We start from the raw sequence: 17,276 nt of genomic DNA on the forward strand, positions 1-17,276 counted from the left end.
GGAACTCAGGCCCGCATCACAAGCCGGTCCACGGCGGCGGTCCCGGAGGTGTAGGTCCCGGAGGCATAAGGGACGGGCAGTCCGCCCGCCGCACCCGACGGCAGCGTCTGTTCGAGAGCGCTGAGCAGCCTCTGCACATCGGCCGAGGGGCGGACCACCAGACGCAGAAAGCGACTTGAGCTGCCGATCTTGTTGCCGCACTCACGGATCAGGATGCCGTGCTCCTCCAGGAGCCGGTCCCGCAGCTCGGCCCCGTCGACGCCGTCGGGGAGCCGGACGTACACGAAATTGCCGTGCGAGGGATAGGTGACGAGGCCGGGCAGGCGGGCCAGGTGCCAGATCATCTCCTGGCGGTCCCGGCGCACCTGACGCAGGCTCAGGTCGTAGGCGTGGCGGTGCTGCTTCAGCATGAACACCACGGTTTCCGCGAAGGAGTTGAGGTTCCACTTCGGCAGCGCGGCGCGCACCTTGCCGGCCAGGCCCGGGTTGGCGACGAGATAGCCGAAGCGCACGCCGTGCAGCCCGAAGTTCTTGCCGAGGCTGCGCAGCACGATCACATTGGGGCGCAGCACCGCCTCGTCCACCACGGTCGGCTGCGGTTCGGCGTCGGCGAACTCCAGGAACGACTCGTCCACGACCACCAGGTCCAGGTCCTGCAGCGCGTCGAGCAGCGCGAGCACCGAGTGGCGCGGCAGCAGGCCGCCGTCCGGGTTGTTGGGGTTGCAGATGACGGCAGTGCGGGAGCCGCGGGCGCGTACGAAGTCGACGAAGGCCGCCGGGTCCAGGGCGAATCCGGCGGCCTGCGGCAGCGGGAACATGTCGACCCGCTTGCCGGTCTCCATCGGCTGATCGGTCCACCGCCCGAACGTCGGCACCGGGACGGCCAGCGCGTCACGGACCAGCAAGTGGTCGATCCAGGTGATGAGTTCGGTGGAGCCGTTGCCCATCGCGACGGTCTGCGGATTGAGCCCGAGCGCCGCGCTCAGCTCGGCGGTCACGGTGTCCGCGCTGCTCGGGTAGTAGGTGAGGATGTCCCGGAGGCGACCGCCGAGCTCCTCGAACATCTCGGGCGTGGGGAAGTACGGATTGCACGGGATGCAGAAGTCGACGAGCAGCCGCCCGCCCTCCGCCGCCCGGCTCAGCGTGGAGTACGAGGGGCTGTGCGCGGTGGACGCGCGGAAGAGGGCGGTGACGGTGCCCGCGTCTGCCATGGAGGTTGCCTTCGGGTGCGCCGGATGGGGGAGGTGCTGTCTCCCGTACATACGGACGCGGGGCGGGGCTTGCTCAACCGGCACATCAGCGCGCTGTTGATGACGAGGATCACCAGCGCCTGCATGCAGTTGTGACATGGGTGAGCCCCCGCCTCGCGGGGCGGGGGCTCATGCCAGGTGCTTAGAGGACGCCGGAAGCCGAGATGGTGATCTTGGCCTTGGTGGCGCCGGACTGCGAGCCGAGGGCCTCGATCTTCTTGACGAGGGCCATGCTCTCCTCGTCGGCGACCTCGCCGAACACCACGTGCTTGTTGTCCAGCCAGCTCGTGACGATCGTGGTGATGAAGAACTGCGAGCCGTTGGTGTTCGGGCCCGCGTTGGCCATCGAGAGCTGACCCGGCTTGGTGTGCTTGAGCGTGAAGTTCTCGTCGGCGAACTTCTCGCCGTAGATGCTCTTGCCGCCCGTGCCGTCGCCCCGGGTGAAGTCGCCGCCCTGAAGCATGAACTCCGGGATGACGCGGTGGAAGCTCGAGCCGGCGTAGCCGAAGCCCTTCTCGCCGGTGCAGAGCGCGCGGAAGTTCTCCGCGGTCTTCGGCACGACGTCGTCGAACAGGTTGAACGTGATCCGGCCCTCGGCCTTGTCATTGATGGTGATGTCGAAATAAGCCTTGATGGTCATGCGCCTCATCCTGTCATTGCCCTGTCCCCACCCGCCAACCGAACCCCCCGAAGAGCCCTCAGCGACCCCGGTGACCAGGCATGATGTCGTCGATCTTGATCCTCATGAAGGTGATCGAGTTCGCCGGGAAGGTGTACGAGAAGGCGTCGGACACCCCCTCGAACGTCGATTCGACTGGCCTGACGGGAGTCGCGTCCTTGGTGTTCTCGGCGGCCGGGTCGGCGGCGAGGGTCGTCACCTTCGCGCTCGGCGCGACCCGTGCGCCCGAGCCGAGATCGATCTTGGCGCGGGCAGCTGAGCCCTGAGCATTGACGACCTTGAGGATGACGTCACCCCTGGCCTTGTCGCGGGTGACGACCTGGCGGAACGGTTCGGCGGTCTTCTCGACGGCCGACTGCGTGTTGTTCCAGCCGCCCAGGTTCCACCAGTAGTGGTTGCCGGTGTCCTTGACGCCGAAGGCGACCATGAAGCCCTCCTCGCCGGACTTCTTGGTGGCCCTCACGTTCAGGTCGTAGTTCTGCCAGCCCTTGTCGCCCGCCGTGACCAAGGTGTTCTCGGCGGCCTCGTCGGACTGGACGTACGCACCGTCCCGGACCGCCCAGCTGCCCCTGTCCGCCGCCCGGGTCCACTGGCCGTCACCGGCGGAGAAGTCGTCGGAGAGGAGCGTGCCGCCGTCCTCGCCGGTGACCGACACATCGTCGTACGCCGCGCTGGTCGCCCAGGTGGGCAGGCCGACGGCGCCGGTGATGGGCCCGGACGTGGCGGGGGTCGTTTCTCCTCGTTGCCGACTTCGAGGTGGGTCAGGCGGAAGGGCTTCGGTAGGAGCGCTTGCGCTGCCAGTCGGACTTCTCGTCGTACGCCTTGTGGGAGCCGGTGTTGACCAGGCAGCCGCCGGGGAAGCGCAGGAAGCCGGGCCGCAGGTCGGCGATCTTGCTGGGCGAGGTCCTTGCGCAGGCCGTTCGGGCGGCCCTTGAAGGTGTCGCGCGGGAAGAGGGAGATCTCGTCGAGGGCGACGGGTGCGCCCGACGTGACGGTGAGGCGGCCGGTGGCGGAGGTGCGGCCGGCGGTGAACACGGCCTCGTACTTCGCCCAGCCGCCGCGCGCGGTGACCCGGCGGGCCGGGGCGAGGTCGCCGGAGGCGTCGCGCAGGGTGAGGGGCGCGCTGTCCGCCGCGCCGGTGCGGGCCCAGACGGAGAAGTCGTAGCGTTTTCCCTTGGTGACCGCGATGCCGGTGTTGTAGCCGGAGTTGGTGACGGACGAACCGCCGTCCAGGGAGAGGTAGTTGCGGTTGCGGGCGTTGAGGCGGCCGTCGTTGTTCACCACCACGGCGGAACCGGAACCGGACGTCTCCCACGAAGTCAGCGGCTTGTAGGACGCGTTGTCGGCGGTGCTGTACTCGAAGGAGCGGTTCTGGACCAGCTCGGCGTACAGGCCGCCGTCCGCCGCGCGGTTGATGTCCTCGTAGAAGACGCCGTACATCGAGTCGTCGATCTTCGCGCCGGTGCGGGTCGGGTCGACGTCGATCGTGTAGTCGGTGGGGTCGGCCGCGGCGGTGGGTCCCGTGGCGAGCGTTCCGGCCAGCAGTGCTGGTGACTTCGGCCACCGTGCCGTCCGAACCGTTGACGCGCCCGGCGTTCGACCTGCCCCTGGTCATCGTCTTCGTCTTCTTCCAGCGCCAGATCATCAGCGGCGTGGCACATACCGGTCTGGCCGGGCAGTAGCGGGCCGGGAAACGGTGGGACCTCATCGCTCCGGCGGGCGCCGGGCGGTGGTCTCCCGGGGGACGAGCCGATGGCTGAGCGTGGTGGTCGCGGCGCCGTCGGTGGCGGCGCCCGGCGCGGACTCGATGATGTGGCGGGCGGCCAGGGAGCCCATCTCGTACAGCGGGAGGCTCACCGTGGTCAGGCCGACGTGCTGGGCGACCCTGAGGTCGTTGATGCCGGCGACGGAGATCTCGCCCGGTACGTCGATGCCCGCCTGACGCAGGGCGCCGAGCGCACCGACCGCGACCTCGTCGTTGGCCGCGAGTACGGCATCGGGCAGCGGCCGGCGTGCGATGAGGCGCAGGGTCGCGGTGTGACCGGCCTCGTAATCGAAACCGCCCGGCACGCAGTGCGCGCCGCTGCCGAGTCCTGCCTCGCGCATACGGGCGATGAAGCCCTCCCTGCGCTGCCGGGTGACGGTCATGCCGGCCGGACCCTCGATGAACGCGATCCTGCGGTGGCCGAGCGCGACGAGGTGGTCCGTGATGTCGTGGGCGGCGGCGTGGTTGTCGACGGTGACGGTCGGGCAGCCGAGGTCGCGGTCGGCGAGCGACACGGCCCGGATGCCCTGCTCCTGCGCCTGGCGGACGGCCTTGAGCAGGGCCGGTCGCTGCGGGTCGTCGACGTAACCGCTGCCCGCGAAGACCACTCCCGCGGCGCGGTAGTCCCGCATCGCCTGCAGCCGGCTGATCTCCGTGGCGGTGCTCCGGTCGACGTTGGACAGCATGGTCACGTAGCCGGCCCGGGTCGCCACGTCGTCCACGCCCCGGGCGATCACGGCGAAGTACGGGTTGACGATGTCGCTCACCAGAACGCCCATGAGGCGGCTGTTGGGCGAGACCATCGCCCGCGCCAGGGCGCTGGGCGAGTAGTCCAGCTTCTCGGCGGCCGCGACGACCTTGGCGCGTGTCTTCGCCGAGACGGGATGGTTGGACCCGCTCAGCACCCGCGATGCGGTGGCCACGGCCACCCCCGCCGCGCGGGCGACATCCACCAGTGACGTCATGACCCACCTCCACGGGAAACGTTTGCCTCAACATGGCACAGGACGCCGCAGGTTGGCAACGGCATGCGGCAACTCCCAGTCCAATGACCTGAGTTGACCTCTTGACGATTGCCCGCTCCGGCTCGCTACCATCCGAGGAAGGAAGACGTTTTCCTAGGCGATGACCTTGGAGAACGTACGAGAACGAGCAGGCGACCGAAGCAAGTACGGAAGTAAGTGGAGGAGAACGAAGGGGGAGATCATGCACGTCTGGACTCGCGCGAAACGGCTCGCCGCTGTCGCGCTCCTGTCCGTCGTCACCGCGACCGCCTGCGGCGGCCCGGGCACCCACATCCGCGCGGACGGGAAGCTCTCGTTCACCGTGGCGCTCATCGAACCGGACCTCACGACCGTGCCGCTCCTTGCGGCCGTCGACACCCTGCGCGACCAGGGCCACGAGGTCGATGTCGTGGAACTGGCAGAACCGGAACTGGCCGTCGAGGGGCTGTCCAAGGGCGACTACGCGATCTCCGCCGAGGCGACGGGCCCGGCGCTGAGCGCCATCGAACAGAACGCCCCCATCAAGATCATCGCCGATGTCGTCGGCAACCAGTGGGCGCTGTACGGCAGGTCCGCCGTCTCGTCCTGCGACGACCTGAACGGACGCCCGTTCGGGATCTTCAGCGAGGGCGCGGTGGCGACCGCCATCGCCAAGGACTGGGTGGCCGCCGAGTGCGGTGCGGGCAAGCGCCCCGACTACCTCACGATCGGCGGCTCGGACGTGCGCGCACAGGCCCTCGCCTCGGGGGAGATCGACGCGACGCCGCTGGAGATCTCCGACGCGGTCGCCCTGGAGTCGTCGGGCGCCGCCGGGCTCACCAAGGTCGTCGACTTCGCCGAGAGCCTGCCGGACCTGCATCCGCAGACCGTGTACGCGAACGCCGCGTTCCTGACCCGACACCGCGAGGTGGCCCAGGAGTTCGTCACCGCGCTGGTGCGGGAGCACGGCAGGATCAACGCCGATCCGCGGCACCTGGTGGCCCTGGTGAAGAAGTACCTGCCGGAGGAGGACCAGGAGGACGTGGCCACGACCGCACGGCGCTACCGCGACGCGAAGCTCTTCGACGCGGCGGCCCTGACGCGGCGCAACGTCCAGGACACCATCGACTTCTTCGCCCGCGCCGGCGTGATCGAACGGGGGATGACCACGCGGGACGCGGCCGACCTCAGCTTCATCGAGGGGGCGTCATGACGGTTCATCAGGGAGGCGTCGCGACGGCAGCCGTGGCGGCACGCCGGCGGATCCTGGACGCCAACTGGCCCTACCAGCTCCTCACGTTCGCGCTCTTCGCCGCGGCCTGGGAGCTCTACGCCCGCGAGCGGGGCGGCCTGCTGCTTCCGGGCTTCGCCGAGACGGTCCGGGCCACGGCCGGGCTTCTCGCCGACGCGGAGCTGTGGCGTGCCCTGTACGTCAGCAACCAGGCGCTCGTCCTTGGCTTCGGCCTCGCCCTCGTCGTCGGTGTCCCGGCGGGCATCCTCCTCGGCCGGTTCCGGCTGCTCGAGCGGTACACGGACGTCTATCTCAACATCCTCCTCGTCACGCCGATGGCCGCGATCATTCCGCTGCTCGTGATGTCGGTGGGCGTGGGTCTGGCCTCGCGGGTCCTTCTGGTCACGGTCTTCTCGGTCGTGATGGTGGTCGTGAACTGCCGGACCGGCGTACGGCAGGTGGACCCCTCGCTGATCGAGATGGCCCGCTCCTTCGGCGCCGGAGAGAGGCAGATCTGGGCCCGGATCCTGCTGCCGGGTGCCCTCCCCGCGATCATGACCGGCGCCCGGCTCGGCATCGGCCGCGCGGTCACCGGCATGGTCATCGTCGAACTGCTCATGGTCTCCGACGGGTTGGGCGGGCTGATCCTGAGGTACCGCGGCCTGCTCAAGGCGCCGCAGCTCTACGGCACCGTCGTGATCATCCTGGCGGAGGCGCTGCTCCTCATCTCCCTCGCCCGGTGGGGCGAACGCAAGCTGACCCGATGGGCACGGACACAGACGGCAGGAGGCGCTCGATGATCACGATCCAAGGCCTTGGCAAGAGCTTCGTCGGACAGGACGGCACCACCGTCCAGGCACTGCGGGGCGTCGACCTGGACGTGGCCGCCAACGAGTTCCTGACCGTGCTCGGCCCCAGCGGCTGCGGCAAGACCACCCTGCTGAAGGCCGTCGCAGGGCTTACCCCCTGGGACACCGGCGACATCCTCATCGACGGCGCACCGGTGCGTGGCCCCGGCCCCGACCGCAGCGTGGTCTTCCAGAACTTCGCGCTGCTGCCGTGGGCGACCGTCCTCGACAACGTCGCCTTCGGTCTGCGGATGCGCGGTGTCGGCCGGGCAGAACGCGAGGAACGCGCCCGCTCGTTGATCGGGACGGTGGGACTCGCGGGCTTCGAGAGCAAGCTGCCCGGCGAGTTGTCCGGCGGCATGCAGCAACGCGTGGGCATCGCACGGGCCTTGGCGGTGGAACCCCAAGTCCTGCTCATGGACGAGCCGTTCGGAGCGGTGGACGAGCAGACCCGGCGCCTGTTGCAGGAGGAGCTCCTGTCGCTCTGGGAGGAACACCGGCTGACCGTCGTGTTCATCACCCACAGCATGGCGGAGGCCGTGCTCCTCGGCGACCGCGTCGTCCTGATGAGCGCCAGGCCCGGGCGGATAGCGGACGTCGTGCCCGTGGACCTGCCCCGGCCGCGCTCCGGCGACGTCGGCTCCCTGGAACGGTCCGGCAGGTACACCGAGATCACGGCGTACCTCTGGGACCGGCTCCGCGAGATGCACACGGAGCACCGGCCGTCGAAGGCGGTCCGGTGAAGGCGCCGGCCGCACCGATCAGCCTCGCCGTCGGCGCCGCCGCCTGGGAGTTGACCGGGCGCCTTGCGGGTGCGTCGTTCTTCCCGCCGCTGAGCACGGTCCTTGCCCGGCTGCGTGAGCTTGCGGCGGACGGACTGATCTACGCCAGCCTGCGCGACAGCCTGGTCAACCTGGCCCTGGGGTTCGCCGTTTCCCTCGTCGCGGGGCTCGGCACCGGCATGGCCATGGGCCGCTCACGAAAGGTCGAGGCCGCGCTCGGCGTGTATGTGTACGCGCTGCTCACGGCCCCGTCGCTGGTCTTCGCGCCGGTCTTCTTCGCCCTGCTTGGCGCGGGCCGCGCCTCGATCGTCGCGGTGGTGGTCATGTACGCGATGTTCGTCATCATCGTGAACACGGCGTCGGCCGTGCAGTCCGCCCCCGCGCACCTGGTGGAGATGGCGCGCTCCTACGGCGCGGGCGAGGGGCAGCTGCTGCTGCGCGTCGTGCTGCCGGCGGCCGCTCCCATGATCCTGGCCGGGGTGCGGCTCGGTGTCGGCCGCGCCGTCACCGGGATGATCAACGGCGAGATGTTCATCGCCGTCGTCGGCCTGGGGCACGTCGTCACCGAGGCGGGCGGGCGCTTCGACAGCGCGGGCGTCCTCGCCGTGCTCCTGGTCGTGATCGCGGTCGCGCTCACGGCCACCGCACTGGTCCAGGCCGTCGACCGCAGGGTCACCCGTTGGGTTCCGAAGACGTCGAGGGGATTGCGATGACCGCCCGCAAGCTGGATGCATACAGCCACATCCTGCCCGCGCCGTACTTCGCGCGCATGCGCGAGCTCGCCGTCGACACGGGCGCCCTCAAGCGGTGGCTCGACCTGTCCGCGCTGCACGATCTCGACGCGCGACTGCGGATGATGGACGAGTTCGGCGACGGCTACCAGCAGGTGCTCACCCTGTCGTCGCCGCCGATCGAACTGCTCGCGGGACCGTCTCAGTCCCCGGCTCTGGCAAGGCTGGCCAACACATCGCTGCACGAGCTGTGCGAGCGCCACCCCGACAGATTCCCGGCGTTCGTGGCCGCCCTGCCGATGAACGATCCGGATGCCGCACTCGCCGAACTCGCCTTCGCCATAGACGACTTGGGCGCGCGTGGCGTGCAGGTGTTCACCAACGTCAATGGCAGGCCGCTGGACGACCCGGCCTTCCGGGCCGTGTTCGCCGAGATGGCGGCGCGTGACCTGCCGGTCTGGATGCACCCGACCCGCGGCGCCGCCTTCGCCGACTACGCCACCGAGGACACCTCCGCGTACGAGATCTGGTGGGCGCTCGGCTGGCCCTACGAGACCAGCGTCGCCATGGCCCGGCTCGTCTTCTCCGGCCTCCTCGAGCGGCACCCGGACATCAAGATCATCACCCACCATCTGGGAGCGATGATCCCCTACCTGGAAGGCAGGATCGGCCTGGGCTGGAGCGATCAGCTCGGCAGCCGCACGGCCGGCGAGGAGTACGAACGGCTGCGCCGCGAGCGGTTGCCGAAGCGGCCGCTGGACTACTTCCGTCGCTTCTACGCCGACACGGCGTTGTCGGGCTCCGTCATCGGCACCCGCTGCGGCCTGGACTTCTTCGGTGCCGAGCACGTCCTGTTCGGCACCGACTGCCCCTTCGACCCTGAGGGGGGACCCCTGTACATCCGCGAGACGATCCGCGTCATCGACGCGCTTGACCTCACGGACGCCGCACGCGACCAGATCTACCACCGCAACATCCGGCGTCTGATGCGGCTGCGTGACGAAGGGGCGTGACGAAGGGGGTCTGACGAAAGGGGCGTGACGACACATCGTCTCGGGGTACATGTGGGAGGACTCCGTCGGCCCCGCCGAGGAGTACGGGCGCCTGGCCGCCGAGACCGTCCGCGCATGGAACGTGCTCAGGCTGACCTGAGTAGTCCTCAACTCCCATGTGGTGCAAGGCAGTCGAAGCGATTCGATGCAACTATGGACAGCTGAAGGACGCACTTCTAGGGTCGACGCGCCTGCCCATCGAAGCGCTTCGCCATCGCGCCCGCCCTCACGACTGCCCAGGAGAGCCGAATGGTCAACCTCGCCGAGGTCGCCCAGCATGCCGGAGTCTCGGCCAGCACGGTGAGCTACGTCCTCAGCGGCAAGCGGTCCATATCCGCCTCCACCAAGGACCGCGTCCAGCAGTCCATCCGCGAGCTCGGCTACCACCCGAACGCCGGCGCCCGCGCCCTGGCCAGCAGCAGGACCAACATCATCGCGCTGATGGTGCCGCTGCGCACCGACATGTACGTACCGGTGGTGATGGAGATCGCCGTCGCCGTCGCCACCACCGCGCGCACCCACGGGTACGACGTGCTGCTCCTGACCGGTGAGGAGGGCCCCGAGGCGGTCCGCCGCATCGAGGGCAGCGCGCTCGCCGACGCGATGATCCTGATGGACGTGGAGCTGCACGACGAGCGCCTTCCGCTGATCCGCGAGGCCGACCGGCCCGCCGTGCTCATCGGCGTGCCCGCCGATCCAACGGGCCTGACCTGCGTCGACCTCGACTTCGTGGAGACCGGCGCGCAGTGCGTGGAGCACCTCTCCGGGCTCGGACACCGGGAGATCGCCGTGATCGGCGAGGCGCCCGCGGTGTACGAGCGGCACACCGGCTTCGCCGAGCGGACCCTGGACGGGCTGCGTACGCGGGCCCGGCAGCTCGGCGTGCGGGTGCTGCACCGACCCTGCGAGGGGACGTACGACGCACTGGCCGCGACCCTCGCCAGGATCTTCGACGAACGCCCCGGCACCACGGGCTTCGTCGTGCAGAACGAGTCGGCGGTGGAACCCCTCCTTGGCCTCCTGCGCCGGCAGGGCTGCGCCATCCCCGAAGACGTCTCCGTCATCGCCGTCTGCCCCGACCAGGTCGCCACCCAGGCCTCGGTGCGCCTCACCTCCGTCGGTATCCCCGCGCAGGAGATGGGACGCGAGGCGGTGGAGCGTGTCGTCGCCAAACTGCGGGGCCAGGGCGTCGATGAAGTCTCCTTGTTTACCCCGGAGTTGATGGTGCGCGAGAGCTCGGGCCCGGGCCCGGCGAAGGGCTGAGGCGAGCAGAGCCCACCCCTCCCGTACGTCTCAAGGAGCCCCCATGGGTCAGGACAACAGACACCGGCAAGTCGGCGCGGCATGCTTCAACTCTCCGGCGGCCTCGTCGTCGCGGACGGCGCCCCCGCGTCCTTCGCCCACCCCGGCATGCTGCACAACGCGGGTGACCTCAATCGCGCCAAGGTGAAGGTCGCGCGGGCGCTGCGCCCCGGACGGCCGGCAGAAACTGACCGCCAGCGCAGAACGCCCTGCGGTGGCGGATCGGCGGCTCGGCCGCCCACGGCGGCACCGCGCGCGACGTCCTCAACGCCTGGTCGGCCGCGCTCACCCAGATGGCGGGCAACCCCGACCGATTCCCCGCCGCCGCGATCTACGGCTACCAGTTCGCCAACACGGCCGAACTCATGCGTGGCTACGCCGGGTTCGATCTCGACCGGTTCAAGACGATGCTGCTTCCTCTGCGACGACAAGGCCAAGTACGACCAGGCCGTCGAGTACTTCAAGAACGGCGCGGGCAACGGCTCCATCAAGAAGGCCGTCCCCTTCGTGTACGACGGCGAAGGCCTCGCCCAGTGGCAGGAGTCGGGCCGCGACCAGGGCCACACCGTGATGGGCATGGGCCGCTATGGCTCGACATCGAAGAGAGCGATGGAGGGTGGCAGCGGGGCAAGTACGGATCTGCGAACGCCAGGGCATCCCGGTGCTCGCCGACCACGCCTACCTGGGGGCAGGGCCGTGGGTGACGACACCCGTCAGACGCCCACCCGGCCGCGGGTTGCCGCCGACCCAGCAAACGGTCAACCGCGCACTCTCGGTGGCACGGGCACCGGTGGAGCGGGGCGTGGCCCGTCTGAAGTCCTGGCACATCTTCCGCCGGTCCCGTCCGGTCGGCGAGCCGCCCGTACGCCGAGTTTCCTTGCAAGCAACAGCGGGCCTAAGCCTCAGCGTCCTGTTGTTCCCCTGTGGCTGGGGGCGGCAGGCCCTCACGACTTTAGCCACCTCCCCGGATCGGGGCCCGCGTCGGGCAAGGCCAGGGGGCCACTCGTTCATATTCCGGGCAGGGACAAAGCCTGCTCGAGTTGCCCGGAAGCGTACGGCCCCCTGACCATGCCCGACCCCAAACCGGGCAGGACACCGGCCAAAGCCGTGGGTGCCGGCCGCGTGGGTCAGCGTGCCATTCATCGGGTTGAGAACGACAGATCAACTGACCAATGCCGGAGGCGCGATCGTCCGGGCGCGGTCGTACAGATCACGGGCCGACGCGTTCCGCAGATGCGGGCGGATGAGGCCGAACATGGCTTTCACGCGGTCGTCGGCCCGCCCTGACTGGACCATGGGGTAGTCATCGAGCGCTTGGTGCCAGGTGGTGCAGGCAGCTTCCAAGTGCCCTATCTCCAACTGGCGTTCAGCGAGCAAGCCGCGTCGATGGACCCGCGTACGGCGGTAGACGCTTGGGCGGAGATCATCTGCATGGCGCATGGCCTCAACTGCCCCTGTCCTGTCGCCGAGTTCGTAGCGCACTTGGCTGGCGTGGTAGTTGAGCGAGGAAGGGTCATACGAGCCGAAGGCTTTGCCCCGTGATTCGGCGCGGTCCATGGCCGCCTCTGCCTCTCGGATATATCGCAGCGCGCTCGTACGGTCGCCGGTTTGGGCAGCCGTGTGCGCTTGCTGTCCGGCGAGGAAGGCCCGCATCCGAGGCCCGGCTTTCGGTGATGCTGCGGCAGCAGCATCCGCCAGCTCCATGGCTTTGGGCCCGTGGTGCAGGTCGACCGCTTGCACGCTCATGCCCCGCAAGGTCGTGCAGTACGTGAGGTGATCCTCAGCAGCCCCGGCCAGCTCCAAGGCCTTCACGTAGTAGCGCTGAGCGAGCCCGTGGAGCCCTTCATCCACGGCCATGTAGCCCGTCAGATACAGCAGATCCGAGGCCGCGGACTGCATCGCTTGCCGGACATCCTCAGGCGCATCGGCCCGCAGGTACGAGGCGACCGTGTTGACCATGAAGGAGGCCGCCATGGGGCGCGCGTGACGTCCGCCGAACTGGTCATCCAGCTCTGACACCCGCTCGGTCATCGCTATGACCATGTCTACTTCGTTCATGCCGATGCGCGATGTGCGGCCGGACTGCACGGCCTCAGCGCGTCCGATGACGTCGGTCCATCCGGGGATCGTCAAGGCGACCGAGAACAGGCCCGCACCGAGAACTCTGCGGCGGGACGGGTCCATATCTTGCCTCCCCAGGTCGATCAGCCCTTCCACGGTATCCGTGGACGCAGGGGAGTGATCGAGGGGAACGGGCAGGCCCGCTTCAGCATGCGTGACCGGACGGCCGAGCCGCCGGGAGAAGGCTTCGAGGATGCAGCCCCGCACGGCATCGCGCGGAACGGTGCCGCCAAGCCAGTGGCTCACGGCCGATTCGTCGTAGCGCAGGGGCGTGCCGGTTTCCGTACCTATGCGGTTCACGGCCCGTGCGAACTGGTGGTACGTCCAACGGCTCTCGGCGAGCAGGTGGCCGAGCCCTGCGTTCGGTTCGCGCTGCGCCATGACTCTCAACTCCCCACGCTCTTGCGCGCTTTCAAGGCATTCAAGTCCTGAGGGTGCTGCAACGGTACCGCCGTGCGTGGTCGCGCGGTTGCGTAGAGCACACGAAAGATCGGCGAACCGCTCGCCACAGACATCCCCCGAGGGGCTGAGTCATGAGAAGCGACGCGCGGGCAGAACTTGCCCGGATGACCGAGGAACAGGGCACCGATGGCGTGCTGAAGGTCGACAACTTGGATGCGTACGAGCTGTCCCCTGGATCCATGAAATACCCGCCGTGCCAGTGCCCCCAGCACCGAGCCGCCCAGGCCGAAGAGGGCGCCAGCGACGGGCACGGCGCCAACGCCGGTGAGGCCGACGACCGCAGTTCGGCCGAGCAGCCGTGAGCCGGTTAGCCGCACGCGTGACGAGCTACGCCGGACCACTACTGATCATCGCCATCTCGGCATCGATCGGGTTCGTACTCGGCGTGACTGCCACCAGCCCGACCACCCCATGAACTCCCGTCCGACTGCCGTTGCGTGACGGCGGTTGGCAGCCGGACGGGTCCCGCCGATGCACCAACCAATGAAGGAGAGTGCAGCAGTGTCCGCAACGCTAGTACGACCCGCCCCGGAGGTCGTGGCGCGACGAGCCCGCGAGATCCTCGCGATCGTCGAGGGTGATCGGGAGTTCGACCGCTTGCGCACGGCGTGCGCCAAGTACGACGAAGACTGGCAGTGCTTCATGGGCTACGCCCTGGTGGACGGGTTCGACGTCACGAAGGACACCGAGCCCCTGTTCCCCGAGGCCATGCGCGCCATGGCCATCAAGTCGGCCATCTACGAGATGACGGACGGCGAGGAGGCAGCCGAGATCCCCGTCTCAGTCCCCGTGGACGAGATGGTCCACGCACTCGCCGCTCAGTTCACCGTGCTCTGCCGCATCCAGGCCCGCACCGGGATCAAGTTCGTGCACGCCACGGATCGCGAAGCCATCGGCGAGTGGGACCACGGCGACTACACCCACCAGGTGTACCGCTCGGCGTGGGGGCCGATGAACGAGCGCTACTGGTTCGACAAGGACGAGACCGCCAGGCGCAAGGCCATCGTTGCGGCCAAGTACGAGCCGCTCGGCATCCTTGATGGCGGCCGCCGTTTCGCCCCCGGATTCCCCACGGCCAGCTAGCGGGGGCTAGTTGAAGGCACGGCGCAGTGCCAGGGTCGCGTCGACGTCCGGGAAGGTCCGCCGGATCTCACGGTCTGCCAGATCGATCAGCAGCTCCAGCGCGCCCGGTGCTGCGCCGTGCACCAACTCACGCAGGTACCCATCGAGTTCGGCGACGTCATCGGGCAACGCGACGTCCGCCAGCAGAGCCACCCCGTCCGTCTTGTACGGCGCGGGCGGGAGCCCCACCTTTTCTGGGTGAACGCAGACGGGCACACCTTGCAGGGTGTACCGGTGGCCGTCGTGAGGATCGAACGGACAGTCACGCGAGGGGCGTTCGGCCACGTCGAACTCACCGAGCAGGAAGCGGCGTGAAGGGCAGATGCCGCACGCCCGATGGCCGTCACCGGAAACGAAAGCCTCGACCATGCGCAGAGAGTAGCGCTTGGTCACGTACGAATGGACGCTCCGGAGCCTGCGCCGATGACAGCAGCCTCAAGCCCAGCCCGGGACGGTCTTGCCCTGCATCGGACGGTGCTCACAGGTTCCAGCTTCGCTTCTGTAGATCGGACTGTGCGAATCGTCCTTCCCAGTTAGGCTGAGTGTGTGCCGCGCACATACCGGGATCAGACGATCAAGTTGCTCTTTGGGACAGCAACCCATTGCGCATATCCGGAGTGCACCACCAAGTTGATCTTTAAAGATCGTGAGCTGTACACCACGACGGCGCAGATCGCCCATATTCGATCCGAGAAATCGAATGGGCCGCGATATGACTCGGCGTACGATAAATCAAAGATCAACGAATTCGAGAATCTGCTTCTCCTCTGCGGTGAGCACCATCCCCCTGTAGATCAGCATGCGTCCGTGTATACAACGGCAGAGCTGCTGGGATGGAAAGAGCAACAATCGCAGCAGAGCGAACGGCAGGTTGCGGGTGCAGAACTTGCAGCGATTGAGCGCAAACTATATCGAGAGACGCCGATCACGTCAGATTCTGTACTGAGAGGGCCAGTTGCTTCTCTTGGGCAGGCTGAGCGACTACAACAGGCTGAGGACCGCCTAGCTGAGAGCCCGTTCGAAGCGGCTGTACTATTTGGTGAAGTCGCCAGCACCCTGGAGCTTTCTCAGTTTGTTCACCATGCCTCTATAATTCGTAGTCGCCAATGTGTGGCTCTGGAAAAAGGTGAAAACTACGCAGAGTCCGCAAGGATGCGTGTAGACCTTGGGTGGCGATACTATTTCGCAGGAGACCCATTTGCCATCGGTCAGCAACTCAGGATGGCTGAGGGATATGCATCGAGCCTTTCTGGGGACGTTCTCAGAGCGATCAACGGGCTATCGTATGCTGCAGCATTCGGTTATGAGCGGCAAGTATCTATCGATGATTTGGCTGCAGCGTTCGATCAAATGCAGCCATCGGATCAAGGTGTCCTTCACCTCGCGGTCGTTTTCGCAGAAGAGGCGATCGCGTGGCGTCGTCCAGAACTGATTAGCTCCCGCATAGACGCATTGTCGGCATTGGCAAGCGCTACTACGAGCGATGAAACAGGGCTCACGACGAAGGCGCGTATTTCTATGTGCCTGGCCGAGGCTAACGACGATTGGTCCGACCTAGTAAGAGATTCCCGCCTGAGCTATTCTCCTTCTGTGACGGCATGGATCGCAGCTCGCCATGCCAGATATCTCGCTCTTACCGGTAAGCCTGGCGAGTCAATTGAACGATGGCTGGACGCTATCGACGGTGCTGTAACGGCCCGACTAAATGATTCTGCGGCTGACTGGCTTTACGCACTTCGCGCAACCCGTGTGCTGTATTGGATAAGAGATGGCGATCTCGATGATCTGCATCGCTTGGCTCAGGCCCTCAGGGCCGCTGGAAATGGATCAGTACTACCCGAGCCTTATCCACTCGCCGAGCGAGCCGCATCTCATATGCTTGACCACAAGTGGCCGGACGCCCTGCAAAGTCTCCATCAACAACTCAGGCACACCGTTGTTTCCGCCAGCCTGGCGGCAGAGGTTACAGCGCACGAGCGCTTCGGAGATCTGTTTGTAGCGACTGAAAAGTGGCAGGATGCGTTGCCGCACTACATTTTCAGTGGACGTGGAAAGAAACTCAAGAAGTTGGCTAAGGCGTGGCCTGACGAGCCACTAAACCTAAGCCCGCTCGCAGAAAAATCCCCGTTCTGGGAACGAATCGCCGCGTATGACTTCGGTGCCATTGCTGGAAAATCTCTTCCTCGAGAGATTGCCCGGGTTTGGGCTGGGAGCGCATGCCGAGAGCTGGCCAGCACTGCTGAGTCGTATTCGCAGACAAGCACTTGGATGTCAGCATTCAAGTGCTTCGCAGCTAACGCGGATGAAGCGACAGTAGGGGCGGCAGAGAAGTTTCTTGACCTCGCTTCCAGATTCTTTTGCCGGGAGCCAGGAACGCATCGACGTACCGATGAGCCGCTAATCAAGGCGCTTGCGAAAATTTTGGATCATCACGAGAGCCTGCAGGATCGCGCGCTTGGGATGCTCTGTGACGCAATTTTGATCGGAAATGAAGTCGGTCAGCAAGCACTTTTTGAGGGCGAAGAGGCCCTGCAGAAGAATCCGGATCTCGTGTGGTCTCGACTGAGTCAGGCAGCGTCTGATAAGAATGTGTATGCCGCGATTTCGCTAATTCTGGCGCAGTGCGACGTTACTCCCGTAATCGACCTCGCGCTGGAAAAGCTAGAGCAGTACACTCAGCCGCTAAATATTCGACCAGGTGTCATGAACTTTGAAGTCGGACTGGAAGATGCGGCAATTCTGATTACCGCATTGGAGGAGTCTGACAGGCAGGCTTTTGCCGACGCGATGCTTGCCCGAGCCCTGGAAGTCAGTGACATTGAATCCAATCGCGCTAGTGCAATTGAGGCAATAGTGACTGTTGGGCCTACCCTCTCTGACGACTCGAAAACTGCAATGTTTGATGCATTGCTCGACTTTTCTCGTAAATCCGTCGGCTAGTGTTGCTT

15 protein-coding genes and 3 pseudogenes are annotated in these 17,276 nt (G+C 66.8%); 12 read left to right on the forward strand and 6 right to left on the reverse strand.

All coding sequences use genetic code 11. The features are described 5' to 3' along the window. Window positions 1–5 precede the first annotated feature (5 nt). From AB0G47_RS35210 to AB0G47_RS35220, 3 genes and pseudogenes are all read right to left on the reverse strand, one after another. Window positions 6–1,211: a histidinol-phosphate transaminase gene (locus tag AB0G47_RS35210; protein ID WP_360778302.1), complete on the reverse strand. Its 1,206-nt coding sequence runs from the start codon at window positions 1,209–1,211 to the stop codon at window positions 6–8. A gap of 181 nt (window positions 1,212–1,392) precedes the next feature. Continuing rightward, window positions 1,393–1,890, reverse strand: a complete 498-nt coding sequence (locus AB0G47_RS35215) for a peptidylprolyl isomerase (protein WP_360778305.1) — start codon at window positions 1,888–1,890, stop codon at window positions 1,393–1,395. A gap of 58 nt (window positions 1,891–1,948) precedes the next feature. Then, window positions 1,949–3,474: pseudogene (locus AB0G47_RS35220) on the reverse strand (carbohydrate binding domain-containing protein). A gap of 5 nt (window positions 3,475–3,479) precedes the next feature. Between AB0G47_RS35220 and AB0G47_RS35225 the strand changes: the two are divergent. Continuing rightward, complete coding sequence (locus AB0G47_RS35225) at window positions 3,480–3,611, forward strand: hypothetical protein (RefSeq protein WP_360778413.1); 132 nt, start codon at window positions 3,480–3,482, stop codon at window positions 3,609–3,611. Window positions 3,612–3,633: 22 nt separating this feature from the next. On the opposite strand, the gene AB0G47_RS35230 is transcribed toward AB0G47_RS35225, so the two are convergent. Further along, a complete protein-coding gene (locus AB0G47_RS35230; RefSeq protein WP_360778309.1) occupies window positions 3,634–4,659 on the reverse strand; it encodes a LacI family DNA-binding transcriptional regulator in 1,026 nt (341 codons plus the stop codon). Window positions 4,660–4,900: 241 nt separating this feature from the next. Between AB0G47_RS35230 and AB0G47_RS35235 the strand changes: the two genes are divergently transcribed. The 8 genes and pseudogenes from AB0G47_RS35235 to AB0G47_RS35270 form a co-directional block, all read left to right on the forward strand. Beyond that, window positions 4,901–5,890: an ABC transporter substrate-binding protein gene (locus tag AB0G47_RS35235; protein WP_360778312.1), complete on the forward strand. Its 990-nt coding sequence runs from the start codon at window positions 4,901–4,903 to the stop codon at window positions 5,888–5,890. Next, window positions 5,887–6,708 carry an ABC transporter permease gene (locus tag AB0G47_RS35240; protein WP_360778315.1) on the forward strand — a complete coding sequence of 274 codons (822 nt, stop codon included), beginning with the start codon at window positions 5,887–5,889 and terminating at the stop codon, window positions 6,706–6,708. Before AB0G47_RS35235 ends, AB0G47_RS35240 begins: the two co-directional genes overlap by 4 nt. After that, window positions 6,705–7,499 carry an ABC transporter ATP-binding protein gene (locus AB0G47_RS35245; protein WP_360778318.1) on the forward strand — a complete coding sequence of 265 codons (795 nt, stop codon included), beginning with the start codon at window positions 6,705–6,707 and terminating at the stop codon, window positions 7,497–7,499. The genes AB0G47_RS35240 and AB0G47_RS35245 overlap by 4 nt, the downstream gene beginning before the upstream one ends. Beyond that, window positions 7,496–8,251, forward strand: coding sequence for an ABC transporter permease (locus tag AB0G47_RS35250; RefSeq protein ID WP_360778321.1), 756 nt, complete (start codon window positions 7,496–7,498; stop codon window positions 8,249–8,251). The genes AB0G47_RS35245 and AB0G47_RS35250 overlap by 4 nt, the downstream gene beginning before the upstream one ends. Next, a complete protein-coding gene (locus tag AB0G47_RS35255; protein WP_360778324.1) occupies window positions 8,248–9,282 on the forward strand; it encodes an amidohydrolase family protein in 1,035 nt (344 codons plus the stop codon). Before AB0G47_RS35250 ends, AB0G47_RS35255 begins: the two co-directional genes overlap by 4 nt. 288 nt (window positions 9,283–9,570) lie before the next feature. Further along, window positions 9,571–10,584, forward strand: a complete 1,014-nt coding sequence (locus tag AB0G47_RS35260; protein ID WP_360778327.1) for a LacI family DNA-binding transcriptional regulator — start codon at window positions 9,571–9,573, stop codon at window positions 10,582–10,584. Window positions 10,585–10,665: 81 nt separating this feature from the next. Beyond that, window positions 10,666–11,217, forward strand: a pseudogene (locus tag AB0G47_RS35265) (cell wall anchor protein); the annotation flags it as partial. Between the two features lie 37 nt (window positions 11,218–11,254). Continuing rightward, window positions 11,255–11,467: pseudogene (locus AB0G47_RS35270) on the forward strand (transposase family protein); the annotation flags it as partial. 317 nt (window positions 11,468–11,784) lie between these two features. On the opposite strand, the gene AB0G47_RS35275 reads toward AB0G47_RS35270, so the two are convergent. After that, entirely contained in the window at window positions 11,785–13,125 is a 1,341-nt protein-coding gene (locus tag AB0G47_RS35275; RefSeq protein WP_360778329.1) for a tetratricopeptide repeat protein, read from the reverse strand. Between the two features lie 185 nt (window positions 13,126–13,310). On the opposite strand from AB0G47_RS35275, the gene AB0G47_RS35280 reads away from it, so the two are divergent. Continuing rightward, the gene (locus AB0G47_RS35280; RefSeq protein WP_360778332.1) at window positions 13,311–13,508 is read left to right on the forward strand and encodes a hypothetical protein; all 198 of its coding nucleotides are present in this window, start codon (window positions 13,311–13,313) and stop codon (window positions 13,506–13,508) included. Window positions 13,509–13,707: 199 nt separating this feature from the next. Then, the gene (locus AB0G47_RS35285) at window positions 13,708–14,289 is read left to right on the forward strand and encodes a hypothetical protein (RefSeq protein ID WP_360778335.1); all 582 of its coding nucleotides are present in this window, start codon (window positions 13,708–13,710) and stop codon (window positions 14,287–14,289) included. Window positions 14,290–14,295: 6 nt separating this feature from the next. Here the strand turns inward: AB0G47_RS35285 and AB0G47_RS35290 are convergent, their stop codons facing one another. Continuing rightward, window positions 14,296–14,721 (reverse strand): hypothetical protein, encoded by a 426-nt coding sequence (locus AB0G47_RS35290; protein WP_360778339.1) that lies wholly within the window; start codon window positions 14,719–14,721, stop codon window positions 14,296–14,298. Between the two features lie 153 nt (window positions 14,722–14,874). Between AB0G47_RS35290 and AB0G47_RS35295 the strand changes: the two genes are divergently transcribed. Further along, window positions 14,875–17,268 (forward strand): hypothetical protein, encoded by a 2,394-nt coding sequence (locus tag AB0G47_RS35295; RefSeq protein ID WP_360778342.1) that lies wholly within the window; start codon window positions 14,875–14,877, stop codon window positions 17,266–17,268. The last annotated feature ends 8 nt before the right edge of the window (window positions 17,269–17,276 follow it).

It is taken from the genome of Streptomyces sp. NPDC021622, assembly GCF_040640795.1.
In the GTDB taxonomy this organism is placed as follows: domain Bacteria; phylum Actinomycetota; class Actinomycetes; order Streptomycetales; family Streptomycetaceae; genus Streptomyces.